Source organism: Methylobacillus sp. DLP286 (genome assembly GCF_056636515.1).
In genome coordinates, this window is record NZ_CM153145.1 from 1388182 (window position 1) to 1414346 (window position 26165).

The 26165-nt window shown below is 58.8% G+C and carries 29 protein-coding genes; 18 read left to right on the forward strand and 11 right to left on the reverse strand.

The genetic code is table 11. The annotated features are described in order from the left end of the window. Nucleotides 1-40: 40 nt before the first annotated feature. Genes ACWXTG_RS06680 through flhD form a run of 3 tightly spaced genes read right to left on the reverse strand, consistent with a single transcriptional unit; the run spans nucleotide 41 to nucleotide 1802 of the window. Nucleotides 41-838: a class I SAM-dependent methyltransferase gene (locus tag ACWXTG_RS06680; protein ID WP_309566524.1), complete on the reverse strand. Its 798-nt coding sequence runs from the start codon at nucleotides 836-838 to the stop codon at nucleotides 41-43. A 41-nt stretch (nucleotides 839-879) separates the two neighbouring features. After that, the gene (gene flhC / locus ACWXTG_RS06685; protein ID WP_407997168.1) at nucleotides 880-1431 is read right to left on the reverse strand and encodes a flagellar transcriptional regulator FlhC; all 552 of its coding nucleotides are present in this window, start codon (nucleotides 1429-1431) and stop codon (nucleotides 880-882) included. A gap of 53 nt (nucleotides 1432-1484) precedes the next feature. Beyond that, on the reverse strand, nucleotides 1485-1802 hold the full coding sequence (flhD, locus tag ACWXTG_RS06690) for a flagellar transcriptional regulator FlhD (protein WP_011480164.1): 318 nt from the start codon (nucleotides 1800-1802) through the stop codon (nucleotides 1485-1487). 565 nt (nucleotides 1803-2367) lie between these two features. Between flhD and flhB the strand changes: the two genes are divergently transcribed. The 7 genes from flhB to motD are packed head-to-tail and all read left to right on the forward strand — an operon-like array spanning nucleotide 2368 to nucleotide 10087. After that, nucleotides 2368-3513 carry a flagellar biosynthesis protein FlhB gene (gene flhB, locus ACWXTG_RS06695; RefSeq protein ID WP_480221129.1) on the forward strand — a complete coding sequence of 382 codons (1146 nt, stop codon included), beginning with the start codon at nucleotides 2368-2370 and terminating at the stop codon, nucleotides 3511-3513. A gap of 3 nt (nucleotides 3514-3516) precedes the next feature. Beyond that, nucleotides 3517-5589, forward strand: coding sequence for a flagellar biosynthesis protein FlhA (flhA, locus tag ACWXTG_RS06700; RefSeq protein WP_480221130.1), 2073 nt, complete (start codon nucleotides 3517-3519; stop codon nucleotides 5587-5589). Then, nucleotides 5586-6980 (forward strand): flagellar biosynthesis GTPase FlhF, encoded by a 1395-nt coding sequence (flhF, locus tag ACWXTG_RS06705; RefSeq protein WP_480221131.1) that lies wholly within the window; start codon nucleotides 5586-5588, stop codon nucleotides 6978-6980. The genes flhA and flhF overlap by 4 nt, the downstream gene beginning before the upstream one ends. After that, nucleotides 6977-7801 carry a MinD/ParA family ATP-binding protein gene (locus ACWXTG_RS06710; protein WP_480221132.1) on the forward strand — a complete coding sequence of 275 codons (825 nt, stop codon included), beginning with the start codon at nucleotides 6977-6979 and terminating at the stop codon, nucleotides 7799-7801. The genes flhF and ACWXTG_RS06710 overlap by 4 nt, the downstream gene beginning before the upstream one ends. A gap of 13 nt (nucleotides 7802-7814) precedes the next feature. Then, on the forward strand, nucleotides 7815-8549 hold the full coding sequence (locus ACWXTG_RS06715) for an RNA polymerase sigma factor FliA (RefSeq protein WP_309566530.1): 735 nt from the start codon (nucleotides 7815-7817) through the stop codon (nucleotides 8547-8549). Beyond that, on the forward strand, nucleotides 8531-9271 hold the full coding sequence (locus tag ACWXTG_RS06720; protein WP_480221133.1) for a flagellar motor protein: 741 nt from the start codon (nucleotides 8531-8533) through the stop codon (nucleotides 9269-9271). The genes ACWXTG_RS06715 and ACWXTG_RS06720 overlap by 19 nt, the downstream gene beginning before the upstream one ends. A 12-nt stretch (nucleotides 9272-9283) precedes the next feature. Next, a complete protein-coding gene (gene motD, locus ACWXTG_RS06725) occupies nucleotides 9284-10087 on the forward strand; it encodes a flagellar motor protein MotD (RefSeq protein ID WP_309566532.1) in 804 nt (267 codons plus the stop codon). A 46-nt stretch (nucleotides 10088-10133) separates the two neighbouring features. On the opposite strand, the gene ACWXTG_RS06730 is transcribed toward motD, so the two are convergent. The 3 genes from ACWXTG_RS06730 to flgA all read right to left on the reverse strand — a co-directional run bounded on the left by ACWXTG_RS06730 (nucleotide 10134) and on the right by flgA (nucleotide 11775). Beyond that, nucleotides 10134-10583 (reverse strand): flagella synthesis protein FlgN, encoded by a 450-nt coding sequence (locus ACWXTG_RS06730; RefSeq protein WP_480221134.1) that lies wholly within the window; start codon nucleotides 10581-10583, stop codon nucleotides 10134-10136. Between the two features lie 29 nt (nucleotides 10584-10612). Beyond that, a complete protein-coding gene (gene flgM / locus ACWXTG_RS06735; RefSeq protein ID WP_407993862.1) occupies nucleotides 10613-10915 on the reverse strand; it encodes a flagellar biosynthesis anti-sigma factor FlgM in 303 nt (100 codons plus the stop codon). 152 nt (nucleotides 10916-11067) lie between these two features. Continuing rightward, nucleotides 11068-11775 (reverse strand): flagellar basal body P-ring formation chaperone FlgA, encoded by a 708-nt coding sequence (gene flgA / locus ACWXTG_RS06740; RefSeq protein WP_480221135.1) that lies wholly within the window; start codon nucleotides 11773-11775, stop codon nucleotides 11068-11070. A 232-nt stretch (nucleotides 11776-12007) separates the two neighbouring features. Here flgA and flgB point away from each other — a divergent pair, with 232 nt between their 5' ends. The 11 genes from flgB to flgL all read left to right on the forward strand — a co-directional run bounded on the left by flgB (nucleotide 12008) and on the right by flgL (nucleotide 22342). Then, nucleotides 12008-12403, forward strand: coding sequence for a flagellar basal body rod protein FlgB (gene flgB / locus ACWXTG_RS06745; protein ID WP_309566537.1), 396 nt, complete (start codon nucleotides 12008-12010; stop codon nucleotides 12401-12403). Nucleotides 12404-12435: 32 nt separating this feature from the next. Continuing rightward, nucleotides 12436-12843: a flagellar basal body rod protein FlgC gene (gene flgC, locus ACWXTG_RS06750; protein ID WP_309566538.1), complete on the forward strand. Its 408-nt coding sequence runs from the start codon at nucleotides 12436-12438 to the stop codon at nucleotides 12841-12843. A 29-nt stretch (nucleotides 12844-12872) separates the two neighbouring features. Beyond that, nucleotides 12873-13559 (forward strand): flagellar hook assembly protein FlgD, encoded by a 687-nt coding sequence (locus ACWXTG_RS06755; protein WP_407993864.1) that lies wholly within the window; start codon nucleotides 12873-12875, stop codon nucleotides 13557-13559. Nucleotides 13560-13593: 34 nt separating this feature from the next. Then, nucleotides 13594-14847: a flagellar hook protein FlgE gene (gene flgE, locus ACWXTG_RS06760; RefSeq protein WP_480221136.1), complete on the forward strand. Its 1254-nt coding sequence runs from the start codon at nucleotides 13594-13596 to the stop codon at nucleotides 14845-14847. Between the two features lie 258 nt (nucleotides 14848-15105). Further along, a complete protein-coding gene (flgF, locus tag ACWXTG_RS06765; RefSeq protein WP_407993866.1) occupies nucleotides 15106-15846 on the forward strand; it encodes a flagellar basal-body rod protein FlgF in 741 nt (246 codons plus the stop codon). A 74-nt stretch (nucleotides 15847-15920) separates the two neighbouring features. Beyond that, nucleotides 15921-16706, forward strand: a complete 786-nt coding sequence (gene flgG, locus ACWXTG_RS06770) for a flagellar basal-body rod protein FlgG (protein WP_309566543.1) — start codon at nucleotides 15921-15923, stop codon at nucleotides 16704-16706. A 34-nt stretch (nucleotides 16707-16740) separates the two neighbouring features. Then, nucleotides 16741-17409, forward strand: coding sequence for a flagellar basal body L-ring protein FlgH (locus tag ACWXTG_RS06775; RefSeq protein ID WP_309566544.1), 669 nt, complete (start codon nucleotides 16741-16743; stop codon nucleotides 17407-17409). Between the two features lie 10 nt (nucleotides 17410-17419). Continuing rightward, nucleotides 17420-18526: a flagellar basal body P-ring protein FlgI gene (locus ACWXTG_RS06780; RefSeq protein ID WP_480221137.1), complete on the forward strand. Its 1107-nt coding sequence runs from the start codon at nucleotides 17420-17422 to the stop codon at nucleotides 18524-18526. A gap of 12 nt (nucleotides 18527-18538) precedes the next feature. Continuing rightward, on the forward strand, nucleotides 18539-19420 hold the full coding sequence (gene flgJ, locus ACWXTG_RS06785; protein ID WP_480221138.1) for a flagellar assembly peptidoglycan hydrolase FlgJ: 882 nt from the start codon (nucleotides 18539-18541) through the stop codon (nucleotides 19418-19420). A 55-nt stretch (nucleotides 19421-19475) separates the two neighbouring features. Then, complete coding sequence (flgK, locus tag ACWXTG_RS06790; RefSeq protein WP_480221139.1) at nucleotides 19476-21413, forward strand: flagellar hook-associated protein FlgK; 1938 nt, start codon at nucleotides 19476-19478, stop codon at nucleotides 21411-21413. A gap of 14 nt (nucleotides 21414-21427) precedes the next feature. Further along, a complete protein-coding gene (gene flgL, locus ACWXTG_RS06795; protein WP_480221140.1) occupies nucleotides 21428-22342 on the forward strand; it encodes a flagellar hook-associated protein FlgL in 915 nt (304 codons plus the stop codon). A 216-nt stretch (nucleotides 22343-22558) separates the two neighbouring features. Here the strand turns inward: flgL and ACWXTG_RS06800 are convergent, their stop codons facing one another. The 5 genes from ACWXTG_RS06800 to fliO form a co-directional block, all read right to left on the reverse strand. Then, complete coding sequence (locus tag ACWXTG_RS06800) at nucleotides 22559-23776, reverse strand: EAL and HDOD domain-containing protein (protein WP_480221141.1); 1218 nt, start codon at nucleotides 23774-23776, stop codon at nucleotides 22559-22561. Between the two features lie 102 nt (nucleotides 23777-23878). Then, complete coding sequence (gene fliR, locus ACWXTG_RS06805; RefSeq protein WP_407993872.1) at nucleotides 23879-24676, reverse strand: flagellar biosynthetic protein FliR; 798 nt, start codon at nucleotides 24674-24676, stop codon at nucleotides 23879-23881. Between the two features lie 10 nt (nucleotides 24677-24686). Beyond that, nucleotides 24687-24956: a flagellar biosynthesis protein FliQ gene (gene fliQ / locus ACWXTG_RS06810; protein ID WP_309566552.1), complete on the reverse strand. Its 270-nt coding sequence runs from the start codon at nucleotides 24954-24956 to the stop codon at nucleotides 24687-24689. A gap of 18 nt (nucleotides 24957-24974) precedes the next feature. After that, nucleotides 24975-25727: a flagellar type III secretion system pore protein FliP gene (gene fliP, locus ACWXTG_RS06815; RefSeq protein ID WP_407993873.1), complete on the reverse strand. Its 753-nt coding sequence runs from the start codon at nucleotides 25725-25727 to the stop codon at nucleotides 24975-24977. 6 nt (nucleotides 25728-25733) lie between these two features. Next, entirely contained in the window at nucleotides 25734-26162 is a 429-nt protein-coding gene (gene fliO / locus ACWXTG_RS06820) for a flagellar biosynthetic protein FliO (protein WP_480221142.1), read from the reverse strand. Between the last annotated feature and the right edge of the window lie 3 nt (nucleotides 26163-26165).

The following is a 26165-nucleotide window of genomic DNA, read 5'->3' on the forward strand; positions in this document are numbered from 1 at the left end:
ATCGTGGCTTGAACGCCTCCTAGAGCGCAATGTCCCGCGCTTACAATTCCCATACGAAAATACTCGGGGCATCGAACTTATCCTGAATCTGCAACTTGGGAGCCACTCCCGGAATCTCAAACTCGTAACTGATAAGCAAACTACCTGCCTGCATTTCCTTCTTAGCCTTGAGCCAAACATCAGGCATCGCCGCCGGGGAGAGGTACGCGAACACTACGTCGTACTCAGAAAGATTAACGGCCTGGTAGTCGCCATACTTGAATGATGCGGGAGATTTTTTTAAGAAGGCCGACAAGACGCTGATCAGCCATGGCAAAGGCGCCAGCTCAATTCCGGCACACCTGGCATTCGTGCGTTCCCGGGCCAGGTACATGACAAGCCCGCCCATTCCGCTGCCGATATCGAGCACGCCGACCGGCCTGTCCGCGGGAACCAGCTCTTTGACCTGACGCCAAGTCGCGGGCCTGGTCGGATAGAAGGGCACCTGGGTGCGATACGTGCTCCAGAACAGAGCAAGGGTAAAACAAAACGCCAGCAGATATATCCATGCGGGCAATTGCCATTGCAGCATAGCCAGGATCGCCAACGGGAACAACAGGTGTATCCACCTCCACCAAGCGGCCATCGCCAGCATGATGGACAACAGACAGGCAACCACTCCTTGCAGCAGGAACAAAGTCCAGGCCGGCAAATCCTGCCAGCCGAGACCCCACAGCAATTGGCTGGTGCACCAGACTGCCGCAAGCGCCGCAAACTGAATAAAAAAAGCCAGGATAGCGGGGGGAAGCCGCTTCCTGGCACCACTCAACTCCGGGTTTGGCTCCTGCTCAATTCGCATGGGCAAGATCCATTAAAACTGTTGAAGCGACATATTCACGATTACGCGATCAATGCTGCCGCCTGCTCCTTGGCTTTCTTGGTCTTGCCGGCGCGTGAAGGCACATGGCAAAGGTTGCACTGATAACGTTCATGGAGGTCGTAGGCGTTTACGACAAATTCGCCGCCACAGCAGCTGCAGCGTTGCATCTTCAGCATATTGCTATCGAGAAAACGGATCAGGGTCCAGGCGCGTGTCAGCGACAACACCACCTCGTCATCGTCAGGTTCGCTTCCCACCTGCTGCAGATACAGCCTGTAAGCCTTCATGACGGCTGTGATTCCCGTCACGCCTGCATGCTGGATCAGGAAGTGATAAATATTCACAAAAATCGAGGAATGGATATTCGGCTGCCAGGTCAGGAACCAGTCGGTCGAGAAGGGGAGCATGCCCTTAGGCGGCGACATGCCCTTGATTTCCTTATATAGCTTGATCAAGCGTTCACGAGACAAAGTCGTTTGGGATTCGAGCAATTGCAGCCTCGCGCCAAGATGAATCATCTGGATGGCCAACTGGATCTGTTCTGCTTCGTTGATGACGCTCTTACTCATGATACCCCCCGATACCCAATGAACTGCCGATGCTTGCGACTGAATGTTTTTTATCTTCAGGCGATTTCTTCAACGCCCTGGCCCGCCATCAAGATGGCGGCATGGGCTTGTGCCTGCATGCGATCCTTGGTGTAGCTGGTCAGCATGCCCAGAATCGCGGTGTCATCGAAGCGGAAACGTGTCAGCATCATATTGAAGCTGCTCAGCTTCAGCAGTTGCGCATTGCTCAGACCTTCCAGCAAATCTGCAATCTCTTGGCTCAGCCCAAGGCGGAAAATTGCACTAGCCTTGTCTGCACGAATCATTTGTTGCGCCAGCATCAGATAACTGAGGTTAGCATCTTTAATCTCTGCCATGATTTCTTGTTCGTTCATTTCCAGCTCCCTTGCTTAGAAGTCAGCGCTGCTATGTGCAGTGCAGGTGAGACGTACTTTGAACTTTTTGGGATGAGGAAAAAACTAGCGTCTGTCGGTTTTTTACGTAAGACGAACGAACACAGCCGGTACGGTGTTTGTCTTACAAACACCGTACCGGCCTTGGGAGATAAGGCTTTCAGAGGAGGAGTACTGCTAATTTTCAGTCACTAACTCAATCTAACGATTTGCATCCCTCAAAATATTTTTTGCAACCATATCCGCTTAACGGCAGCGCTTGATCAAGCTTTAGGGTAAATTTAAAAAAATTTGCGAAAATTTTATAAGTTACTAATTAATATGGAAATTTATTCGAAAAAATTTTCCATACAATACATCTATCGGCATGGTTTACCCAAACTTTAGGAATTTCTTCAAAAAATTTTTAACTTTTTTATCAGGAATAACTGGTTTTCCCCCTTCTATTCTTCGATTTCATTGCTTTGTCCGTGACGAATAATGCAGCCATCGTGAAAGGCAACGTGTACAGAAAATACATATTGCCTGCATCAGGGAACGGACGAGCATGGCGCAAGATAGCGATTTGGAAAAAACGGAACAGCCCACGCCGCGGCGCATAGAAAAAGCCCGCGAGGACGGCGACGTGCCGCGTTCGCGCGAGTTTTCCACTTGCGTGGTGCTGATGGCTGGCGGCCTTGGCCTCATGATGCTGGGCGGCCGGCTCAACCAGGCCATGCTGAGCAATATGAACAGCAACCTGCGCATCAGCCGCGAGGCCGCCTTCGACTTCAGCCTGTTGCTCAGCAAGATTGCGAGCGGGATCCTGGAATTGCTGATTGCGTTTGCGCCCTTGGTCCTGCTGCTGTTGGTCGTGATTATAGGGGCCCCGGTGCTGGTAGGCGGATGGAACTTCAGCAACAAGGCATTCACCCCCAAATTCGGCAAGCTCAACCCGCTCAATGGCATCAAGAACCTATTTTCGAAGAATTCGCTGGTGGAGCTGGTCAAGGCCATATTGAAGGCAACCCTGGTAGGCACTGTTTCCTACATGGTGATGGCGCACGACTTCGACACCCTGCTCTCGCTGCCGACGCAACCCCTGGAAACCGGTATCGCCCAGGTGGACGGCATCCTGATCAAGGGGTTCCTCTTCATCGTATCCGCATTGGTACTGATTGCGCTGATCGACGTGCCCTACCAGCGCTGGAGCTACAACAACAAGCTCAAGATGACCAAGGAAGAGGTCAAGCAGGAAGCCAAGGAAAGCGAAGGCAACCCGCAGATCAAGGGGCGTATCCGTCAGCAGCAACGTGAAATGGCGCGCCGCCGCATGATGGCCGAGATTCCCAAGGCAGATGTGGTGATCACCAACCCGACCCACTATGCCGTTGCCATCAAGTATGACGACCAATCCATGGCGGCGCCGCGCGTGATCGCCAAGGGCGCCGACGATATCGCGCTCAAGATCAGGGAAATCGCCGGCGAGCATAAAGTCGCGATCCTTGAATCCCCCAAGCTGGCGCGGGCGCTTTTCGCCCATACCGAGCTGGGCGATGAAATCCCGCAGGCGCTCTATGCCGCTGTCGCCGAAATCCTGGCTTATATCTTCCAGCTGCGCAGCTACAAGACGCATGGCGGCTACTACCCCGACATGCCGACCGCATTGGACGTGCCGGACGCGATGGACCCCCATATGAAAGGAGCCAACTAAGTCATGAATGCTTTCAAACTCCCTTCGTGGCTGAACGGCGGAGCCTCGATGGCGGCGCCCATCATTATCATCATGCTGCTCGCCATGATGATCCTGCCATTGCCGGCGATCGCGCTGGATGCCTTGTTCAGTTTCAATATCGCGCTCTCCATCCTGGTGCTGCTGGTTGGCCTGCAAACCTCCAAGCCGCTGGATTTCATCGCCTTCCCGACCGTATTGCTGGTCACCACCATGCTGCGGCTTTCGCTCAACGTCGCCTCCACCCGTGTCGTATTGACGGAAGGACACACCGGCCCGGATGCGGCCGGCAAGGTGATCGAGGCGTTCGGGCACTTCCTGATCGGCGGCAACTATACCGTGGGGATTGTGGTATTTGTCATCCTGACCATCATCAATTTCGTCGTGGTCACCAAGGGTGCGGGCCGTATCGCGGAAGTCGGTGCGCGGTTCACGCTGGATGCGATGCCCGGCAAGCAAATGGCGATCGATGCGGACCTGAACGCCGGCCTGATCGGCGAGGAAGAGGCACGCAGCCGCCGCAAGGAAATTGGGCAGGAAGCCGAGTTCTACGGCGCCATGGACGGCGCCAGCAAGTATGTGCGCGGCGATGCGGTGGCGGGCATCCTGGTGATCGTGATCAATATCCTCGGGGGCTTGATCGTCGGCATGGTTCAGCACGATCTCAGCTTCGCCGACGCGGTCAAGAACTATACCCTGCTGGCGATCGGCGACGGCCTGGTGGCGCAGATTCCAGCCCTGATCATTTCGGTGGCTGCCGGCGTCGTCGTATCCCGGGTTGCCGACGATCGCGACATCGGCAACCAGTTGACGGAACAGCTGTTTGCCAATCCCCGCGCCATCTATATCACCGCTGCCATCATTGCCGGCCTGGGCCTGATCCCCGGCATGCCCCATTTCGCCTTCCTGCTGCTTGCAGGCTTGCTGGCCGGCATTGCCTATGCAGCCGAAAAGAAACAGCAAGTCAAGGAAGCCGAACCTGAAAAAACGCCTGCGCCAGCCACCGATTCCCCGGAAGCCAGCTGGGACGACGTGATGCCTGTGGATGTCATCGGCCTGGAGGTCGGCTACCGGCTGATCCCCCTCGTCGATGTCGCCCAGGGCGGCGACTTGTTGAAGCGCATCAAGGGGTTGCGCAAGAAATTCGCCCAGGAAGTCGGCTTCCTGCCCCCGCCCATCCATATCCGCGACAACCTGGAGCTGCGCCCTGCAGGCTACCGCATCACATTGAAGGGCGTCGAGATCGGCAACGGCGAATCCTTTCCCGGCCAATACCTGGCAATCGACCCGGGCAACGTCACCGGCCCGCTCAGCGGCACGGCCACGACCGATCCCGCATTCGGGCTGCCTGCGGTATGGATCGAAGCCAACATCCGCGACCAGGCGCAAGCCATGGGATATACCGTGGTCGACACCAGCACGGTGATCGCCACCCACCTCAACCACATGATCACTTCGCACGCGGCGGAATTGCTGGGCCGCCAGGAAGTGCAGCAATTGCTCGACCATGTGGGCAAGGAATCGCCCAAGCTGGTGGAAGACCTGGTGCCTAAGGCGCTCAGCCTCTCCAGCGTGCAGAAAGTGCTGCAGAACCTGCTGATGGAAGGCGTGCATATCCGCGACATGCGCACCATCATCGAAACCCTGTCCGAGCATGGCCCGCGCACCCAGGACACCGACGAGCTCACCTCGCTGGTACGCATCCAGCTCGGGCGCGCCATCGTGCAGCAGCTGTTCCCCACCGGCAACGAGGTGCCGGTCATGACGCTGGACCACAACCTGGAACGCTTGCTGATGCAGGCATTGCAAGCCAGCGCCAATGGCGGCGCGGCCATCGAGCCGGGGCTGGCGGAGACCCTCTCGACCCAGACCGCCAATGCGGCCAAACAGCAGGAGCAAATGGGCCTGGCCCCGGTGCTGCTGGTTCCCGGCTCGCTGCGCACCGCACTATCCAGATTCCTGCGCCGCGCAGCCCCGCGCTTGCGTGTGCTCTCGCATGAAGAACTTCCTGACACCAAAACCATACGCGTTACCAGCCTAATTGGAGGCCAAGCATGAACATCAAACGTTACTTCGGAAAAAACTCCCGCGAAGCCCTGAACATGGTGAAGCAAGAACTGGGGGCCAATGCCGTCATCCTCTCCAACCGCGCCGTCGAAGGCGGTAACGAAATCCTGGCGTTCCGCGAGGAGGACATGGCGACGCTGGTGGCGCGCGACAAGCCGAAGCCGGTCGCCGCCAAGGCGCAGTCTCCTGCGCCGGACGTGGAAGAAACCCTGGTGTCCATGCTGAGCCGCAACCAGCGCATCCTGAAAACGGCGGAACCGCTGAACCACAAGGCGCTGCAGCAACAGCGCGCGCAAGCCGCAAGCAAGCAGCCCGTACGCCCAGAGATCCAGGCAGCCGCGCCCCAAGTCGCCAAGCCCCTGGTGAAGAACAACGCCCAGCCGGTGAGCGAACAGGCCGCTCAAGACCGCATGGCCCAGCGCGAAATGGCCAATATGATGCAGGAGCTGCGCTCCATGCGCGGCGCCATCGAGTCGCAGCTGACCGAAATCACCTGGACCAATATCCAGCAACGCGACCCGGTGAAGTCCAGTGTGCTCGGCAAGATGATCTCGGCCGGCTTCAGCGCCGGCCTCTCGCGCCAGATTGCCGAAAAAGTCCCTGCCGGCCACAGCGAGGCCGCAGCCATGAAATGGCTGCACAACGTGCTCAGCAACAACATCAACACCATCACCGACGAACAACAGATTCTCGACCAGGGCGGCATTTATGCGCTGGTCGGCCCGACCGGCGTCGGCAAGACCACCACCACCGCCAAGCTTGCCGCCCGCTTCGTCATGAAGCACGGCCCGGGAAAACTGGCCCTGATCACGACCGACTCTTACCGTATAGGCGGGCACGAGCAATTGCGCATCTACGGCAAGATCCTCGGCGTCATGGTGCATGCGGTCAAGGACGAGGCCGACCTGCGCATTGCCCTGAACGAGCTCAAGGGCAAGCACACCATCCTGATCGACACGGTAGGCGTCAGCCAGCGCGACCGCATGGTGGCGGAGCAAATCGCCATGCTGTCCAAGACCGGCCTGCCGATCAAGAAGATCCTGTGCATGAACGCCACCAGCTCCGGCGAAACCCTGGCCGACGTCATGGACGTATACAAACGCTACGGCCTGGACGGCGGCATCATCACAAAGCTGGACGAGGCCGCCTCGATCGGCAGCGTGCTCGACATCATCATCCGAGAACGCCTCAGGCTTTATTACGTCGCCAACGGCCAGCGCGTGCCCGAGGACATCCATATCGCCAACAATAATTTCCTCGCGCACCATGCATTCAAGATGACGCGCAAAAAGGCGGAGCAATTCCAGTTCCGCGATGCGGAAATGCCGTTCCTGATGGCCAACATCGCCAGCAGCGGAAAAATCGCAGGAGGCCTCGCATGAACCAGCAGCATAAAGACCAGGCGGCCGGCCTGCGCCGCCTCATGGCAGGCCCCAAGCCCAGGATCATCTCCCTGCTTTCCGCGGCCAGCAAACCTGAGCACGCCAGGTTCATGACCAACCTTGCCGCCCCGCTTTACCGGCAAGGAAACAAGGTGCTGATCGTGGAGGCGACCAGCGCCTTGATGCACGAGGTCGGCCATTACGGCATCAATGCCGAGCAGGGAACATTGCTGGAGGCCATCATGCGGCCGGAACTGCACCAGCCGTTAATAAACAATGACAGCCAAGGCTATTCTGTTGCAAAATTGCTGTCAGGAAATTCCGCCGGCCGTTTTCTGCAAAACGACAACATCAAACAGCAGCTCGAGCGGGTGTTCCTGGCCATGGCGAGCCAGCACGACATCGTTCTGGTGGATGCGGCGCTCAACGCTCAAGACGCCATGCCGCTGGACGTACTACATCATGGGGAGATACTGATACACATGACACGGGATGTCGGTTCCATTACCCAGGCTTACACCCTGATCAAGCAACTATGCGGCCAGATAGGCAGGCGCTCTTTCGGCATCGTGGTGTCGCATGCCAGCGAGGCGCAGGCGCGCGTCGTCTTCAACAACATTGCAGAAGTGGCGCGCCGGCACCTTTATATCGAGCTCAACTTTGCCGGGCTGATCCCGTCCGACGAGCATCTGGGCATCGCCGCGAAACTCGGCCGCAGCGTCATCGAAGCCTTCCCCATGACCAAGGCCGCGGCAGCATTTAAGGCATTAGCGGGCAAAATAGACCATAATCATGGTTTATTGGAAACGTCGCTCAGCTAAGAGGACCCAAGTGATGTACACCTTGCATGGAAAAACCAGCCCGAAGGAAGAACTGCTGAAGCAGCATGCAAGCCTGGTCAAGAAAATTGCTTACCAGCTCAAGGCCAAGCTGCCCGCCAGCGTCGATATCGACGACCTGATACAGGCCGGCATGATGGGGCTGCTCGATGCCACCAACCGCTATGAAGACAACCATGGCGCGCAGTTCGAGACTTATGCCGCACAACGCATCCGCGGCTCCATGATCGACGAGCTGCGCCGCGCCGACTGGCTGCCGCGCAGCGTGCGCAAGAACATGCGCGATGTCGAGACGGCCGTGCACCTGCTGGAGCAGAAACTCGGCCGACCGCCCACCGAGGGCGAAATTGCGCGCGAACTCAACCTTTCCATGGATGATTTCCAAGAAATGCTGGATGACTGCAGCGGGCACCAGCTCATCTATTACGAAGATTTCAGCGAGCAGGACAGCGGCGACCACTTCCTGGACCGCTATCAGTCCGATGACTCCGGAGACCCGCTGAGAGCCTTGCTTTCCACCGATTTCCGCGAAGCATTGATCGACGCCATCGACTCGCTGCCTGAACGCGAGAAAATCCTCATGGGCCTCTACTACGAACAAGAAATGAACCTCAAGGAAATCGGCGCCATCATGAGCGTATCCGAATCCCGGGTTTGCCAATTGCACACCCAGGCTGTTGCACGCCTGCGCACCAACCTGAAAGAAAAGTTGTGGACTGGAGCAGCCTAGGCGGCATACTCCTCGCCCTTGCCGGCATCCTGCTTGGGCAAGCGCTTGAGGGCGGCAAGTTCAGCTCGCTCGTCCAGCCCGCCGCATTCATGATCGTGCTGTTCGGCACCATAGGCGCGGTGCTGTTGCAAACCCGCCCCGTGTTCTTCATCCAGGGGATACGCCTATTGAAATGGGTGGTGTTGCCCCCGGCGGACGACAGGGAAAAACTGGCGCGCCGCATCAGCGCCTGGAGCCAGATTGCGCGCAAGGACGGCATCCTGCTGCTGGAAAACCATATGTACTCGGAACCGGACCCCTTCGTGAAAACGGCATTGCGCCTGGTGATAGACGGCACGCCTCCCGAGAAGATCCGCGATATCTGCAACGTGGATATCAACCGCTATGAGGCAGCGCAGCGCAACGCGGTCAAAATATGGGAAGCGGCCGGCGGCTACGCCCCGACCATCGGCATCCTGGGCGCAGTGCTCGGCCTGATCCATGTCATGGAGAACCTCTCCGACCCGAGCAAGCTGGGCAGCGGCATCGCGATTGCCTTCGTTGCGACCATCTACGGCGTCGGCTTTGCCAACCTGCTCTTCCTGCCGGTCGCCAACAAGCTCAAGGCGCTTGTGCAACTGGAGACCACACGCCGCGAAATGGTGGTCGAGGGCATGGTGGGAATCGCGAATGGCGAAAACCACAAGATCGTGGAAGAGCGCTTGAATGCATACTTACGCTAATCTCAGGGCGATATGGGAAGAAGAAGAAAATTTGAGGATGACCCGGACAACCATGACCGTTGGCTAGTCTCCTACGCCGACTTCATTACCCTGCTGTTCGCCTTCTTCGTGGTCATGTATGGCATTTCGTCGGTCAACGACCAGAAATACAAGGAACTCACCTCCGCGTTGGGCAGCGCATTCAGCGGCACCCCGCCCGACAAAGAGGCGAATCCTCCGCCCGACGCCAAGTCCTCCGCAGGTAAGAGTGTCCTCAAGACCCCACCCACCAGCTCGTTGATCAACGCCCTGCCGCTGGCACGCCTGCAGAAGGAAAAACAGCGCCAGGAACAGGAAAACATCAGCGCCATGATCGCCAACCTGAATCGCACGCTCGGCAGCCTGGCCACGAACGGCAAGATCAACATCAGCAAGACCAGCCGGGGCGTGCGCATCGACATTGCCGACGGCGTGCTGTTCCAGGCAGGCTCGGCCGCCATCAAGGCGGAAGCGAACGCTCCCATCAATGAAATCACCCAGGTGCTGGCTGACCAGCAGTATGCCATCCAGGTGGAAGGCCATACCGACAACGCCCCGATCAGCAATGCCCAGTTTCCCTCCAACTGGGAGCTGTCTTCGATGCGTGCCACCAGCGTAGTGCGCAAGATGATAGAAAACGGCATCGATGCAGAACGGCTCAGCGCTGTCGGTTATAGCGACACGCAACCCGTCGCTGACAACGAGACCGCCGAAGGGCGCGCGCAGAACCGCCGCGTCTCTATCATGGTGCTCTACCGCAAACCCGAGAAACTCCAAGCAGCAGACATCCAGCAATAAAAAAGCCGGGAAACATCCCGGCTTTTCGTTATCCTTGTACTATTTTTCAGGCATGCGCATTGTAGAGGCCTGAACCCGAACTGGCCTGGCCGTTCGGGCCGTAGAACTGTCCTGCGGACGGCGGCCTGCCCAAGGTGTCGAGCACCTGCTGGTTGCGATGGAACTGTTTGTTGATCAGGACGCCATTCACGCGATTGAGCTCTTTGGCCTGGTCTATCAGGCCCTGGAACCTGCTCCAGGACTCCTGGATGACGGCATCCTGAGCTGCGATCCAGGCGGCAAGGCCGCGCTCGTCCGTACCGAAGCCCAAGGCTGCCACCGCTTGGTAACGGGCCTGGGTAATGGCGTTGATGTCCTGCAAGACGCGGGACTTTTCATTGAGCAAGCCTTCCATGGCATCCACATCCACCTTGACCAAGCAGGCCTGCTCGCGCTTCAAAAGCTCCAGCAGGTTGTCGGTCAACGCAATTTCACGCTCGAAGCTGGCTGTGGTCATGTCAGGATACCCTTTCTTCCTGCGCAGCCTTAACGTTGGGCTGTCAACAGGTCTTTTACTGTGTTGATAAGGCCATCTGCGACCTTTTCAGAGTCTACCCTGAACTGGCCGCTGGAAATGGCAGATTTGATCGCGCTGACTTTGTCCGCGTCATATACTTGCTCATTGGCTCCGGCGGCTTCGATGGATTGCAATTGCGAAGCCAAGGGGGACAAGGTGACACTTTCGCCAGCAACAGGCGTTTTGGTCTCGCTGGTGCGAGGAGCAGGCCTGTTCTCAGTCTTGTCATTGCTAAGCGCAACCGCTTTCTGAAGTGCGTCATCAATTTTCATGGCAATTCCTTAGGCTAGTTTCATCTACGGCAAAACCGCATACCGATATATTGCTCTTATCGGCGGCATTTTTGTTAACTTTAGTAAAAAAGTTTAAAGCCTTTTGCCAAAGTCACAAAGCCCGTATCGAAAATGCCTTGAGTATGACTGCGCTAGAAAATGACCTCAATCAAGCCGCCCTGGCGCGCCAGCCCGCTGACCACCTGGCCGTTGCCCACCTTCACCTTCACACGCTGGCCTTCGCCCGCGTTGCTCAGCGCCGTACCTTCCGCCGACACCCTGAAGCCTTCGCCTATGGTGTTGAGCACTACTTTCTGCCCCTGCTGCACGACCGGCAATACGCGCAGCATTTCCTGCCGCAGCACCGTGCCTGCGCTCAGCGGCACGTATACCGCCCGCCCGACCGCCTGACTCGCATCCGTGAACACGCCGGGCGGCAGTTTGGCAAGATCCCCTTGGCTCTTGGCCAGGTCCTGCTCGGTAATGATATGCCCTTGCGCCAGCGGGCCTGCGGCAATCAGGTATTCCGCCATGACCTGCACGTTGGCCTGTACATAGATGGTCCAGACTTGCGGCGCATTGCAGCGCACGCCCACGCTGGTCCGTCCCCAGATTTTGCTGCCGGGAGGCAATGACATCTGCAGGTTGTCGCAACTTGCCAGCTTGAGGCGCGAGTCCACGGCGGCTGCCGATACCGACACCTTGCCGGGCATTCCTGCACTCTGGCTCAACAAGAACTGCTCTACCTGGACCCGCAGCTGCGTCAAATCCTGGTGGTTGGCCGCTGCATGCACCGGCATCCCGCATAGGCAAGCAATCAGCAAGGCAGCGATACGCCCAGTGATATATACTCGCTTCATTGCACCCCTCCTCGGCTCCGGGTTGGCACTATTCATTCAGGATAGTGGTTGGAATTCAAATCAAGGTGCATTTTACTGAGGCATGCAAGTACATAAGCAGGAAACAAGAGGGGAATTTCCCCCTTGTTCATGCAATGGAATTTGCACGACAGGTTCTAGACTCGCAATCATCTGAAATAACGGCAGTCGCACGCATTTCTTGACCGCCGCCGTTAGCAAGGGAGGTTGTACGATGAACAAGCTGGATGCCGCACTCAATTTCCATGAAACCGCGCTACGCGTGCGCGGGCAACGCCAGGAACTGCTGGCGGCCAATATCGCCAATGCCGATACCCCGGGCTACAAGGCGCGCGACATCAATTTTGCCGACACTTTCAAACAGGCCCTCGCCGGCGCCTCCGGCGGACTGAAAGCGGACACCACCAACCCCGGCCATATCCCCGCCACCGCCAGCCATCAGAACGGCGTGCTGTACCGCTCCATTATCCAGGGCAGCGTCGACGGCAATACGGTCGACATGGACGTGGAACGCAACCAGTTCGCCGACAACGCATTACGCTACGAAGCCAGCGCCACCATGATCAGCGGGCAGATCAAGAAGCTGCTGTCCGCGATACAAGGCCAGTAATGGCGGCCGCCTAAATCTTGAAGGAGACGTGAATGTCACTTTTTAATGTATTCAATATTTCCGGGTCGGCCATGAGTGCGCAGGGCCAGCGCCTGAACGTCGTGGCAAGCAACCTGGCCAATGCCGATAGCGTGACCAGCTCCAACGGCCAGCCCTACCGCGCCAAGCATATTGTGTTTTCCGCCGTGCCGGTGAACCCCAACGGCGATGCGCAAGGCGTCAAGGTGCAGCAGGTCGTGGAAGACCAGGCGCCGCCGCAGCTCAAGTACGACCCCAAGCACCCCCTGGCTGACGCCAACGGCTATGTCGCCATGCCCAACGTCAACGTCACCGAAGAGATGGTCAACATGATCTCGGCATCCAGGTCGTACCAGAACAATGTTGAAACCATGAACGCGGCAAAATCCATGCTGCTCAAGACCCTGACCATCGGCCAATAAACCTTAGACCCTGAAAGCGAGTAACGATCATGGCAAGCACCTCAGGCATTTCCGATTCACTGCTCACCAGCATGAACGGCACTAGCTCCACCAGCAATGCCAGCAGCATTTCCGAAACCCAGGACCGGTTCATGAAGCTGTTGATCGCGCAGATGAAGAACCAGGACCCGCTCAACCCGATGGACAACGCCGAGGTGACGAGCCAGATGGCGCAACTGTCCACCGTGACCGGGATCGAGAAGATGAACGCCACGCTGTCCACTTTCATCAGCAGCATGCAGGCGACACAGGCCCTGCAAGCCTCCAGCCTGATCGGCAATACTGTCCTGGTGGAAGGCAACAGCACCTATCTTGCCCCTACCGAAACCGAGGGCGAGTCCGCTGCCTATTTCGGCGTCGAGCTGCCTGTCGGTGCGGACAAGCTCACCGTCAATATCAAGGACAGCTCAGGCAAGGTGGTGAGAACCCTCACAGTGACCAACCAGCAACCGGGCATCACGCCCCTGGGCTGGGATGGCTATGGCGACGACGGCGCGAAACTGACAGACGGCCGCTATACCATCGAAGCGACCGCAACCACGGGCAACAGCACCGTTGCGTCGACCACGCTCAGCTATGAACAGGTCATGAGCGTGTCCACCGGCAGCGACGGCGTCAAGCTCAACCTGAGCAATTTGGCAGCAATTACCACAGACCAGATCAAGCAGATTTTCTAACCACAACCCAGGTATCTACCACCAGGAGAACAACATGGCTTTCCAACAGGGTTTGAGCGGGCTCAACGCCGCTTCCAAGAACATTGAAGTCATCGGAAACAACGTTGCCAATGCGAGCACCGTCGGCTTCAAGCAATCGCGCACGGAGTTCGCCGACGTCTATGCCAACTCCCTGGGCGGCGGCAACGCGTCCAAGATCGGCATCGGCACCAAGATCGCCGCGATCACCCAGCAGTTCACGCAAGGCAACATTTCCAACTCGCAAAACCCGCTGGACGTGGCCATCAATGGCAACGGCTTCTTCCGCATGAGCGACAACGGTGCCATCACCTACAGCCGCAACGGACAGTTCCAGTTGAGCAAGGATGGTTATATCGAGAACGCTTCCGGGCAGCGCTTGACAGGATATGCCCTGGTCAACGGCCAAATCCAGACCGGCGCCCTGACTGAACTGCGCATTGATGCCGCAGACCTTGCTCCGCGCGCCACCACCTCCATTACCGGGCCGTTGAACCTGGACTCACGCGCGGACATCCTGGACCCGGATATGTTCGACATCAACGACCCCAGCACTTACAGCCACTCGACCCCGATCGAGGTGTTCGACTCGCTGGGCAACTCGCACGCGGTGCAGCTGTATTACCTCAAGACAGGCGTTGATACCGCCGTAACGCCCGCCACCACCACATGGACGATCATGGCAAGCGCAGATGGCGTCCAGACGCCCGTGGGCACGCCTCCCGTCCCTGTCGGCACCATGGTATTCACCGGCTCAGGCATCAATCCGACAATCACGCCGGCGACCCCGAACATCAGCATTCCGGTCGGAACCGGCGGCCTCACCCCCATGTCGGTTACCTTGAATCTGGCTGGCAGCACTCAGTTTGCCAACTCCTTCAGCGAAAGCGACCTTGGGCAGGATGGTTACAGCGCGGGCCGTTTGTCGAGCTTCAGCGTAGGCTCCGACGGTTCCATTCTCGGCCGCTACTCCAACGGTCAAAGCGCGATACTGGGCCAAGTCGCTCTTGCCAACTTCCGCAACCTCAACGGCCTCCAGCCGTTGGGAGACAACCAATGGGCTGAAACTTCCGAGTCCGGCCCTCCCATCGTCGGCGTTGCCAACTCCGGCGGCCTGGGCGTGCTGCAATCCTACCGTTTGGAGGATTCCAACGTCGACCTGACGGCTGAACTGGTCAATATGATCACCGCGCAGCGCGTCTACCAGGCCAATGCGCAAACCATCAAGACCGAGGACCAGATCATGCAGACCTTGGTCAACCTACGTTAATTCATTGAACATGGATTCGCCTTCAAGCGTATAACAGCATTGGGCTGCCTTGCCGTGCGAAAGGCACGGTCTGCGGCAGCCCGCCTTGTTCTACGCGCGAATGCAAAGCCATCCAACCATTACAGTAATAAAAGCGGTTAACAAAACTCAGCGAATCGCTCCTGAGCGCTCTGCCGCAGACAATACAAGTAGTACGGCAAGGCAGAGCAACAACGCCAGGAGAGTTTTGTTGACCGCTAACAAGAGAAAGGAATCGCCATGGACCGCCTGATCTATACCGCAATGACCGGCCTGAAACATATCATGGAGCAGCAATCGACCACGGCCAACAACCTGGCGAACTCCACGACGACCGGCTTCCGTGCCCAGATAGACAGTTTCCGTGCGGTTCCCGTATTGAGCGACGGCCTGCCTACCCGCGCATTCGTTGTAGATGCCACGGTAGGCACTAATTTCAACAGCGGGGTCATCAACACCACCGGCCGCGAGCTCGACGTCGCAATCCGCGACCGCGGCTGGTTCGCGGTGCAAAGGCCGGACGGTACAGAGGCTTACACCCGCAACGGCAATTTCAAGTTGAATGAGAACGGCGTCCTGCAAACCCAGGACGGCCTCACGGTCGTGGGCGACGGCGGTCCGATCACGATCCCGCCCGAAGCCAAGATTGCGATTGCCAATGACGGCACGGTCTCCGCTGTCGCCACCAATGTCGTGCCGCTGTTCACCAACCTCATAGGCCGGCTGAAGCTGGTCAACCCGAACGACGCGGACCTGGTGCGCGGAACGGACGGCCTGTTCGAGACCAAGAACCGCCAGCCCCTGAACGCCGACGCCACGGTGACGGTGGCAAGCGGCGCGCTCGAAGGCAGCAATGTGAACGTCGTGGAGGAAATGGTCAACATGATCTCGCAGGCGCGCCAGTTCGACCTGCAAACCAAGTTGATCCAGAACGCGGAGAATAACGCCACAAAAGCGGGTCAGATCTTCAGTTTAAGTTGAGCGGCGCTGGAGTAGCATAGCCTTAAATTCCAGAATCCCGGCAGCCCGATGCTGCCATTGCAAAGGAGCAGACCATGATACGTTCGCTATGGATCGCCAAGACCGGCCTTGATGCCCAGCAAACGCAGATGGACGTGATTGCCAACAACCTGGCCAACGTCAGCACCAACGGCTTCAAGAAAACCCGCGCCGTATTCGAGGATCTGCTCTACCAAAACATCCGCCAACCCGGCGCGCAATCCTCCCAGCAGACCCAGCTGCCTTCGGGCCTGCAACTGGGTACCGGCGTCCGTCCTGTAGCGACCGAACGCATCCATATCCAGGGCAACCTGCAGCAGACCGGCAACAACAAGGACGTCGCCATCAGCGGCGAAGGTTTCTTCCAGGTGCTACTCCCTGACGGCTCCACGGCTTATACCCGCGATGGCGCTTTCCAGCTTGATAACCAGGGCCAGCTGGTGACAGCCAGCGGCTTCACCGTGCAGCCGGCCATCATCGTCCCGCCGAATGCGCTAAGCCTCACGGTAGCGCGCGACGGCACGGTGTCCGTGGTGTTGCCGGACAACCCGAACAACGCCGTGCAGATCGGCACCTTCCAGCTGGCGACCTTCATCAACCCGGCCGGCCTGCAGTCGCGCGGCGAGAACCTGTATATCGAGACCGCCGCTTCCGGGGCCGCCAACATCAACCAGCCCGGCATGAACGGCACCGGCTTGCTGATACACCAATACCTGGAAACCTCCAACGTCAACGTGGCGGAAGAGCTGGTCAGCATGATCCAGACCCAGCGCGCCTATGAGATCAACAGCAAGGCGATTTCCACTTCGGACCAGATGCTGCAGCGCCTGTCGCAACTGTAATCCCGGCATGAACATGGGCGGCAAAGGACAATATATGCGATCGCTTATCTACTCAAGGACCTGGCTGGCATTGGGCCTGTTGCTGCTCGGCAGCGGGTGCGCCGTCACCCCCAAGACCATTACGCAGGCCCCCAATACTGCGCGCCCGGTGGCGCCAGTGCAGACAGCCTACAATAGCGGCGGCATCTACAGCCCGGCGACCTACCGCCCCTTGCTTGAAGACAAGCGCGCGCGCCTGGTCGGCGACACCATCGTCATCAACATCACCGAGAACACTTCCGCCACCAAGTCGGGCACCAATTCCGCCAGCAAGTCGGGCGCGGTCAATGCCGGCATCACCGGCCTGTTCGGCCACAACGTGCCCAAGGCAAGCTTCAATGCCGCCTCGGACAACTCCTACGACGACGCCGCCGCATCCAACTCTCGCAACGTGTTCACCGGCACCATCAGCGCCACCGTGACGGAAGTCCTGCCCAACGGCCACTTGGTCGTCAGCGGCGAGAAACAGGTAGCGTTCGACCGCGGCACCGAGTTCGTGCGCTTTTCAGGCGTGGTGGACCCAATGTATGTCGCCGCAGGCAATACCGTCGCCTCGAGCCGCGTTGCCGATGCGCGCATTGAATACCGCACCAACAGCAATATGGACGCTGCCCAGGTGATGTCCATCCTCACCCGCTTCTTCCTGAGCTTCGTGCCTTTGTAAGGTTGACACCATGACACTCACACGCCCTCTCGCCCTGATCTCCGCGCTCGCTGCCTTATTGTTGGCCCTGCCGGCCGATGCAGAGCGCATCAAGGACCTCACCACCATCCAGGGCGTGCGCTCCAACCAGCTCATCGGCTATGGCTTGGTCGTCGGCCTGGACGGCACGGGCGACCAGACCACGCAAACCCCGTTCACGGTGCAAAGCATCGTCAGCATGATGCAGCAGATGGGCATCAACCTGCCCAGCGGCACCAACCTGCAATTGCGCAACGTGGCCGCCGTCATGGTCACCGGCAACTTGCCGCCCTTCGCCCAGCCCGGCCAGAACATGGACGTCACGGTATCCTCCATGGGCAACGCGCGCAGCCTGCGCGGGGGCACCCTGCTCATGACCCCGCTCAAGGGCGCCGACAACCAGGTGTATGCCATGGCGCAGGGCAACCTCGTCATCGGCGGGGCCGGGGCCGGCGCCAGCGGCACCAGCACGCAGATCAACCACCTTGGCGCAGGACGCATTTCAGCCGGTGCCATCGTGGAACGCGCCGTGCCTAGCCAGCTGACCGAAACCAGCACCATCAGGCTGGAGCTCAAGGAAGCCGATTTCTCCACCGCCAGCATGGTGGTCGACGCCATCAACAAGCGCTTCGGCAATGGCACCGCCACGCCGCTCGATGGGCGCGTGATCCAGGTACAGCCCCCCATGGAGACCAACAGGATTGCCTTCATCGGCAACCTGGAGAACCTCGACGTCAAGCCATCCCAGGGCCCGGCCAAGGTGATCCTCAACGCACGCACCGGCTCCGTGGTCATGAACCAGGCCGTGACACTGGACGACTGCGCCATTTCCCATGGCAACCTCTCCGTGGTCATCAACACCGCTCCCGCCATCAGCCAGCCAGGCCCGTTCTCCGGCGGACAGACGGTGGCCACCCAGGTTTCCCAGGTGGAAATCAACAAGGAACCGGGCAAGGTCATCAAGCTGGATAAGGGCACCTCGCTTGCCGACGTGGTGAAGGCGCTGAATGCCATCGGCGCCACGCCGCAGGATCTGCTGGCCATCCTGCAGGCCATGAAGGCGGCGGGCTCGCTGCGTGCCGACCTGGAAATCATCTAGGAGCCCAGCGACATGGCTGCCTACAATCTCAATACGGATATCAACGGCAGGATGGCTGCCGATGCCAACAGCCTGAACAACCTGAAATACGCTGCGCGCGACAACAGCCCGGAATCGATCAAGGCCGCAGCAGTGCAGTTCGAAGCCTTGATGATCAACATGATGCTGAAAAGCATGCGCGACGCCACGCCCAAGGAAAGCATGTTCGACAGCGAGCAAAGCCGCACCTTTACTTCAATGCTAGACCAACAGCTCAGCCAGCAGATAGCCAACCGCGGCACCGGCCTTGCCGACATGCTGGCCCGCCAGCTGCAAGGCAGCCTCACCAGCGTGCCGCCGGAAGCGCTGGACCCCCTGGCCCCTACCCCGAGAAGCATGCCGCTCAATGCGAGCCAGTCGGCAGCCAGCGTCACCAGCGCCAATCAAGCCCTGCCGCAGAATGCGCGTGAATTCGTGCAGCAGATGAGCCAGCATGCGGAGGCGGCCAGCCAGGACAGCGGCATCCCCGCCCACCTGATGCTGGGCCAGGCTGCGCTGGAAACAGGCTGGGGCAAGCGCCAGATTACTGGTGCCGACGGCACTCCCAGCAACAACCTGTTCGGCATCAAGGCCGGGCCGAACTGGAAAGGCAAGACGGTAGACGCGCTCACCACCGAATATATCAACGGCATGCCGCAAAAGCGCATCGAGAAATTCCGCGCGTATGACTCGTATGCCGATTCGTTCCGCGACTTTGCCAACATGATGCGCAACAACCCGCGCTACGAGAATGTAATGGGCAATACCGGCAGCACCGCTGGCTACGCCCAGGCGATGCAGGACGCGGGCTATGCCACCGATCCCCAGTACGCCAGCAAGCTGCGGCGGGTGATCGAAAACGTCACGGCTGCTTAAAGTTTACAAATTTTATGCCGTTCACCCACTTACGTAACCTTGATCGATACGCCCCATGTCCAATATATTCAACATCGGCAAAACTGCACTCAATGCCGCCCAGGTAGGCATCAGCGTCACAGGGCACAACATCGCTAATGCCAATACCGAGGGCTATTCGCGCCAGGTGATCGTGCAGTCCACCAACCAGGCGCAGAACTGGGGCTTCGGCTACCTGGGCAACGGGACGCAGGTCGACACGGTCAAGCGTATCTACAACGACTTGCTGTCGCGCCAGATCAGCAACAGCCAGTCCATCGCCAGTTCGATCAACACCCAGCTTTCCAATATCAACCAGATCAATGACATGCTGGCCGATTCGGAAGCGGGCCTTTCTCCTGCTATCCAGGATTTCTTCGACTCGATCAACGACCTGTCGTCCGCACCCAACGACGCGGCGTCGCGCCAGGCCATGCTGTCCAACGCGGAAGCCTTGGTGAGCCGCTTCAACAGCCTGGGAACCCGCCTGCAGGAAATGCAGAGTTCGGTGAATTCGCAGCTGACCGCCAGCGTCAATACGGTCAACCACTACGCCAAGGAAATCGCGCGGCTCAACGAAGCCATCGACCTGGCGACAACCAGCACGGGCCAGCCGCCGAACGACCTGCTGGACCAACGCGACCAATTGGTGCTCGCGCTGAACAAGGAAATCAAGGGTACCGTCGTGGTGCAGGACGGCAACAAATACAATATCTCCATCGGCAACGGCATCCCGCTGGTCAACGGACTGACCGCGTATTCGCTCACCACGGTCAACTCGCCCACCAACCCGGGCAAGCTGGAAGTCGCCTACCAAGTCGGCTCGACCGTCTCCATTCTCTCCGAACAAAGCCTGCAAGGCGGCGTCATCGGCGGCTTGATCGAATACCGCCGCGAATCCCTGGACAAGGCCCAGAATACATTGGGGCAGATCGCCGTCGCACTGGCGCAGTCATTCAACACCCAGCACCAGCAAGGCCTGACCAACAACAACGTGCAAGGCGGCAATTTCTTCAACATCCCCTCGCCGCAGGTGAATGCCAGCAGCCGCAATACAGGCAATGCCGATATTTCCAGCAGCATTACCGATGCCAACCTGTTGACGGCAAGCGACTACCGCCTGCGTTATGACGGGTCGAACTACATCGTCACCCGCCTCAGCGACAATACCGTGCAAACCTTCGGCAGCCTGCCGCAGACGATAGACGGCGTCAGCTTCACCCTGGCAGGCGGCGCCATGAACACGGGCGATGAATTCCTCATCAGGCCGACAGCCAATGCGGCGACCGATCTCTTCGTGTCAGTCAAGCAGATCGCTGACATCGCCGCCGGCGCGCCCGTCATCGCGACTTCGGCTGCTAGCGGCAACACCGGCAGCGGCGCGATCAGCGGCGCCACCGTGAGCAACGGCTACGCCAGCGCCCCGCTCGCGAGCCCGTTCACCCTGAGCTACAACAGCGGCGACCTGAGCGGCTTCCCCGCCGGCGAGGCCATCACGGTCACCACCAGCGCGGGCGTCACCACGACTTATCCGGCAGGCAGCACAGTCCCGTACAGCGCCGGCGCCACTATCAGCGTGGCAGGCATCAGCTTCAGCCTGAGCGGCGCCCCTGCGGATGGCGACCAGTTCACAATTGCGGCCAATACCAGCAATGCCGCGGGCGATAACCGCAACGCGCTGCAACTGGCTGCCTTGCAAACTGCGAAGACCATGCTCAGCGGCACCGCATCCTACCAGGACACCTTCAACCAGCTGGTGAGCTACATCGGCAATCGCACCCGCGAGCTGCAAGTCACGGGGGCTGCCGAGGATGCGCTGCTGGCACAATCGATTACCGCGCAGCAAAGCGAATCCGGCGTCAACCTGGATGAAGAGGCAGTCAACCTGATCCGTTACCAGCAAGCCTACCAGGCGGCAGGCAAGGTGATGCAGATTGCCAGCACGCTGTTTGAAACAGTGCTATCGATCAGATAAACGAGGAACGTGCCATGCGTATCAGCACCAACACCCTATACCAGAATGGCCTGAACAGACTCTCGCAGCTGCAGGTTGAGCAAGACCGCCTCATGCAGCAGATTTCGAGCAAGAAGCGCATTCTGACACCTGCAGACGACCCTGTAGGCGCAGCACGCGCGCTGGAATTGCAAAACGCGCAACGCGTCAACACGCAATTCGAGCGCAACCGCATGTTCGCCGAAAACGGCATGAATGCAATAGAAAGCAACCTGCAAAGTGTCACTGACCTGCTGATTGCAGCAAAGGCCAGGCTCACCGAGGCAGGCAACGCCTCCTATGACGACACCCAGCGCAGCTATATCGCCATCGACCTGAAAAACGATCTCGAAGCGCTGGTCGGCCTGGCCAACGCCCAGGATGGCAGCGGCAACTACCTGTATGCCGGCTACAGCACGGATACCGTGCCCTACACGCTCAATGCGGCAGGCGCCACCTACAACGGCGACAACCAGGTCCGCCAATTACAGGTATCCAATACCCGCCAACTGCCGGTTGCCGACAACGGGCCCAATGTCTTCCAGGCGAACGGCAACGACATCTTTGCCGCATTGGCGACCATTACCGACTTGCTGCAGACACCGGTGGCCAGCGATGCCGACGCCCAGGCGTTGCAGGACGGACTGACGGCGGCGAGCGACGCCTTGCAAGGCACGCTGGACAATGTGCTCACCGTGCGGGCCCGCAATGGTTCCGCCCTCAAGGAAATCACGGCGCTCAATAGCGACGGCGACAGCCGCGAGTTGCAATATGCCAAGTCTCTATCGGAACTGCAGGATCTCGATTACGCCAAGGCATTGTCCGACCTGGCCAAGCAGCAGACTGTGCTCGAGGCCGCGCAGAAGGCTTTCGTTGCCACCACCAGCCTTTCCCTGTTCAACTTGATCTAAATCCCAAGCGCGGCCAACAACACTCTCCTGGCATTGTTACCCTGCCTTGTCGTACCGCTTGTACGGCCTGTGGCAGAGCGCCTAGCCAGGATCGCTTCGCTGGGTTTTGTCAGCCAGCGCCAAGTCGAGCTGGGACTAAGCAACGATACCAGCCGCTTTCAAACAAAAAGCCGGAGGAACACTCCGGCTTTTTGTTTGCTCCTCAGACTAGGCGTGCTATACCCCGAGCGCCTCCACCCATGACAGGGCCGCGATATGCGAGTCGTTGACCTTGTTCGGGTCAAGCTGCAGGCTTTCCGCCAGGGCAATGATGCGGCTGTTGTCCTGGTTTTCACACGCCTCAGCCAGCTGCAGGAATGGCCCATACACGCCCTGGCGGTGCAGCAACGCATCCTTTATGGCATCTGGCAGGTCTATCTTTTCCAGCACCTTCTCCATCGGCATTTCCAACATCAGGTCGAGCATGGAGAACACGCCTGTCACAAACAGGTTGTCGCGTCCGGTCTTGTCGAAATAGCCCTCTCCGAGGAGCTCGGTCAGGCGGCCGCGCGTGATCGAGGTTTTCATCAGCGCGGGCACGGCGGAATTCTCCCCTGCCGTCACCATCAGCAAGGTCAGCCAGCGATATAGCTGCTTGGTGCCGATAATCGTGAGCGCATGGCGCAGGGATTGTATTTCGCAGGATAAGCCGAACCCGACGGAGTTGATGTAGCGCAGCAGCTTGAAGGACAGCGCGGCGTCGCGCTTGAAGCCGTTTTCGATATCGGGGATGTCGGCATCGCGGCTGACCATGTTCAGCAGATCCAGCACGGCGGAGAACGCCGGATTGATCACCTTGGCCGTGAAGGTCTCGGTGTGGGCGAAATAGAAGCCCTGGATCAGGTGGAAGCCAATATGGTGGCACGCCTCATACTGGTGATGATGCTCGACCCTCTCCGCCACCACCGTGACGCCGAGAATCTGGTATTCGAGGAAGCGCCGCGCCACTTCATCCATGGTATAGGCGAGGATATCGATCTTGACGTAATCGGCATAATCGATCAGCGCGGAGCCCACCAACGACTCGCCCTTGTCCTTGAGCGCGATCCGATAGCCGCGCTGGCGCAGGAACTGGCAGCGCTCCAACACTTCATTGCTCGGCGCCACCAATGCCTCCAGCTCGAGCACGGTCTTTGACGGAGGCAATAGTTCCAGGAGCTCGCTGTGCAGCATTTCCTCGCTGATGTTGAGGAAGGCCAGCTTGTCGCCCAGCAGCCATTGGGTGCCCATGTCGTTGATAGTGTTCATCAGCACGCGGTTGCAGGCCTGCAGACTGTTTTCGTATACCGCGGTCGTCGCCTCGGCGCTATGGCGGAAGAACAGCTCGTAGGCCACGATCTCCTGCGATGGGTTCATGATGGGTTGACGGCCGATATATGCCTGATCTTGTTCCATACAATCAAAATTTCCAGATGACGTTCTATTTAAGCGGCCAATAAAAGCAAAACTTGATGGGGCGAAGCAATGAAATGTTCTGCGAACCGCTTTTCGCTTTTATTATTCCCTTGGCGCCTTGACGACAGGATGCGCTATCTCCTGCATGAAGCTCATGCTCTCGTGCATCAGCTTCTGCACAGGCTGCATCATGTAGGGCAATGCCAGCATCAGCAACAGGAATCCCAACGATATTGTAATCGGGAAACCGATGCCGAACAGGTTGAGTTGCGGCGCAGCCCTGGTCAATACGCCGAGCGCCAGGTTTGCCAGCAGCAATGCCGTGATGATGGGCAACGAGATCAACAAGCCGGCACTGAATATCTTGCCTCCCCACAGGGCGATTTTATAGGGATTCAGGCCGAAATTCGGCTCTGCGGTGATAGGAAAGCTGGAAAAACTCTCGGCCAGCGTGGAAATCACGACCAGGTGGCCGTTGATGCTCAGGAAGATCAGCATGGACAGCACCACCAGGAACTGCCCGATTGCGGTGCTCTGCCCCTGAGTCTGCGGATCGTAGAACATGGCGAACCCCAGTCCCATGGTCATCCCCGCGGCATGTCCCGCCAGCTCTACCGCCGAGAAGATGATGCGCAGGCTGAAGCCCATCGCCGCGCCAATGAGGACTTGCTGGCACAGGATCAGCAAACCGTTCATGGAAAACACCGATACCGGCGGGATATCGGGGATGGCCGGGATCACCGCCACCGTCAATACCAGGCCGAACCCCAGCTTGATATTGTTCGGCAGCGCGCGGTGGTTGAACAACGGCGCGATTGCGATGAAGGCGAGTATACGCGTGAGCGGCCACATCAGGGTCGCCACCCACACCTGCAGGAACTCGCTGGGGATCGTCACCATGCGGATTCATTCACCCCGCCAGGGTGGGAATGCTCGTGAATACCGTCCTGAGGTAATCCGTAAATACCGACAGCATCCAGGGCCCGGCAATCAGCAGGGTGGCAAAAACGCCCAGAAGCTTCGGGATAAAGGTCAGCGTGGTTTCGTTGATCTGGGTCGCGGCCTGGAAAATGCTCACCAGCAAGCCGATGGCCAATACTACCAGCAATATCGGGCCGGCCATCATCAACAATACCTCCGCCGCCTGGCGCCCCATGGTCATGACTTGTTCGGGACTCATGCTCATCTATCTGCCCTCTCAATAGAAACTCTGCGCCAGGGAACCCAGCAGCAATTGCCAGCCGTCCACCAGCACGAACAGCATCAGCTTGAACGGCAAGGCCACGATGGCCGGCGACACCATCATCATCCCCATCGACATCAGGATGCTGGCCACCACCATATCGATGATGAGGAACGGGATGAAGATCGCAAACCCGATCTGGAAGGCGGTTTTCAACTCACTCGTCACGAACGCCGGCACCAGCACGCGCAGGGGCACCTCTTCCGGGGTAGCCACGGCATCAGTACGCGACATCTTGAAAAACAAGGCCAGGTCGGATTCGCGCGTTTGCTTGAGCATGAACTCCTTGAGCGGAATGGAACCGCGGACCATGGCTTCCTGCATGGTGATGCGCTCCTCGTCGAACGGCTGGTAGGCCTCGGTATAGATGCGCTCGAATACCGGCCCCATGACGAAAAAGGTCAGGAACAGCGCCAGCCCCACCAGCACCTGGTTGGGCGGGGAGGACTGCGTGCCCAATGCCTGGCGCAGCAATGACAGCACGATGATGATGCGGGTGAACCCAGTCATCATGAGCAAGGCGGCGGGCAGGAACGACAGCGAGGTGAGCAGGATCAGGGTCTGGATGCTCAGGGAGTAATTCTGCCCACCGCCTGCCGCCGGCTGGCTATTGATCAGGCCCAGGCCGCCAGGTTCCGCGGCGTGACCCAGCAACGGCAGGCCAAGCAGCGCCAACGATAGTAAAACGGGAAAATAGCGTGATGGCATGGCGGTTCAGGGCTTTCTTTGCAGGGACTTGTTCAGCCAGGCTGAAAACGGCGTCGCCGCCTGGTTGGTTGTAGAGCCCGCCATCGGAATTTCCTCGCCCGGCTCAAGATCAGCGAGGCTGGTGACTTGCCCGGGCGCGACACCCAGCACCAGCCACCGTCCCGCGACCTCGACCACCACCACGCGCTCGCGGCTGCCGACGCTCACGCCGCCGACGATGCGCACCACGGATTGCTGCTTGAGCCCTGGCGTCATGCGCTTCATCAGCCAGGCAATGCCTATCATCACGCCCAGCACCAATGCCAGGCCCAATACCATGCGCAACAAGCTGCCGGTCGCGGAAACCTCTTCGGCGGCCGCCCATGTCACTGCCGGGCTAAGCAGCAAGCCCGACAAGGCCAGCCTGTATGCAGCCAGGCGTTCTGTATTCTTCATGGA

Bases quoted from the DNA above. Each gene is read 5' to 3' on its own strand.
- ACWXTG_RS06755 (WP_407993864.1), top strand. From the start codon at position 12,873: ATGGCAAGCACCTCAGGCATTTCCGATTCACTGCTCACCAGCATGAAC.
- fliP (WP_407993873.1), bottom strand. From the start codon at position 25,727: ATGCCATCACGCTATTTTCCCGTTTTACTATCGTTGGCGCTGCTTGGC.
- ACWXTG_RS06800 (WP_480221141.1), bottom strand. From the start codon at position 23,776: ATGGAACAAGATCAGGCATATATCGGCCGTCAACCCATCATGAACCCA.
- flgL (WP_480221140.1), top strand. From the start codon at position 21,428: ATGCGTATCAGCACCAACACCCTATACCAGAATGGCCTGAACAGACTC.
- flgE (WP_480221136.1), top strand. From the start codon at position 13,594: ATGGCTTTCCAACAGGGTTTGAGCGGGCTCAACGCCGCTTCCAAGAAC.
- flgM (WP_407993862.1), bottom strand. From the start codon at position 10,915: ATGAAAATTGATGACGCACTTCAGAAAGCGGTTGCGCTTAGCAATGAC.
- ACWXTG_RS06710 (WP_480221132.1), top strand. From the start codon at position 6,977: ATGAACCAGCAGCATAAAGACCAGGCGGCCGGCCTGCGCCGCCTCATG.
- flgG (WP_309566543.1), top strand. From the start codon at position 15,921: ATGATACGTTCGCTATGGATCGCCAAGACCGGCCTTGATGCCCAGCAA.
- flgF (WP_407993866.1), top strand. From the start codon at position 15,106: ATGGACCGCCTGATCTATACCGCAATGACCGGCCTGAAACATATCATG.
- flhD (WP_011480164.1), bottom strand. From the start codon at position 1,802: ATGAACGAACAAGAAATCATGGCAGAGATTAAAGATGCTAACCTCAGT.
- fliQ (WP_309566552.1), bottom strand. From the start codon at position 24,956: ATGAGTCCCGAACAAGTCATGACCATGGGGCGCCAGGCGGCGGAGGTA.
- ACWXTG_RS06730 (WP_480221134.1), bottom strand. From the start codon at position 10,583: ATGACCACAGCCAGCTTCGAGCGTGAAATTGCGTTGACCGACAACCTG.
- ACWXTG_RS06680 (WP_309566524.1), bottom strand. From the start codon at position 838: ATGCGAATTGAGCAGGAGCCAAACCCGGAGTTGAGTGGTGCCAGGAAG.
- fliR (WP_407993872.1), bottom strand. From the start codon at position 24,676: ATGGTGACGATCCCCAGCGAGTTCCTGCAGGTGTGGGTGGCGACCCTG.
- ACWXTG_RS06780 (WP_480221137.1), top strand. From the start codon at position 17,420: ATGACACTCACACGCCCTCTCGCCCTGATCTCCGCGCTCGCTGCCTTA.
- flgC (WP_309566538.1), top strand. From the start codon at position 12,436: ATGTCACTTTTTAATGTATTCAATATTTCCGGGTCGGCCATGAGTGCG.
- motD (WP_309566532.1), top strand. From the start codon at position 9,284: ATGGGAAGAAGAAGAAAATTTGAGGATGACCCGGACAACCATGACCGT.
- fliO (WP_480221142.1), bottom strand. From the start codon at position 26,162: ATGAAGAATACAGAACGCCTGGCTGCATACAGGCTGGCCTTGTCGGGC.
- flgK (WP_480221139.1), top strand. From the start codon at position 19,476: ATGTCCAATATATTCAACATCGGCAAAACTGCACTCAATGCCGCCCAG.
- flgJ (WP_480221138.1), top strand. From the start codon at position 18,539: ATGGCTGCCTACAATCTCAATACGGATATCAACGGCAGGATGGCTGCC.
- ACWXTG_RS06715 (WP_309566530.1), top strand. From the start codon at position 7,815: ATGTACACCTTGCATGGAAAAACCAGCCCGAAGGAAGAACTGCTGAAG.
- flgB (WP_309566537.1), top strand. From the start codon at position 12,008: ATGAACAAGCTGGATGCCGCACTCAATTTCCATGAAACCGCGCTACGC.
- flhA (WP_480221130.1), top strand. From the start codon at position 3,517: ATGAATGCTTTCAAACTCCCTTCGTGGCTGAACGGCGGAGCCTCGATG.
- flhB (WP_480221129.1), top strand. From the start codon at position 2,368: ATGGCGCAAGATAGCGATTTGGAAAAAACGGAACAGCCCACGCCGCGG.
- flgA (WP_480221135.1), bottom strand. From the start codon at position 11,775: ATGAAGCGAGTATATATCACTGGGCGTATCGCTGCCTTGCTGATTGCT.
- ACWXTG_RS06775 (WP_309566544.1), top strand. From the start codon at position 16,741: ATGCGATCGCTTATCTACTCAAGGACCTGGCTGGCATTGGGCCTGTTG.
- flhF (WP_480221131.1), top strand. From the start codon at position 5,586: ATGAACATCAAACGTTACTTCGGAAAAAACTCCCGCGAAGCCCTGAAC.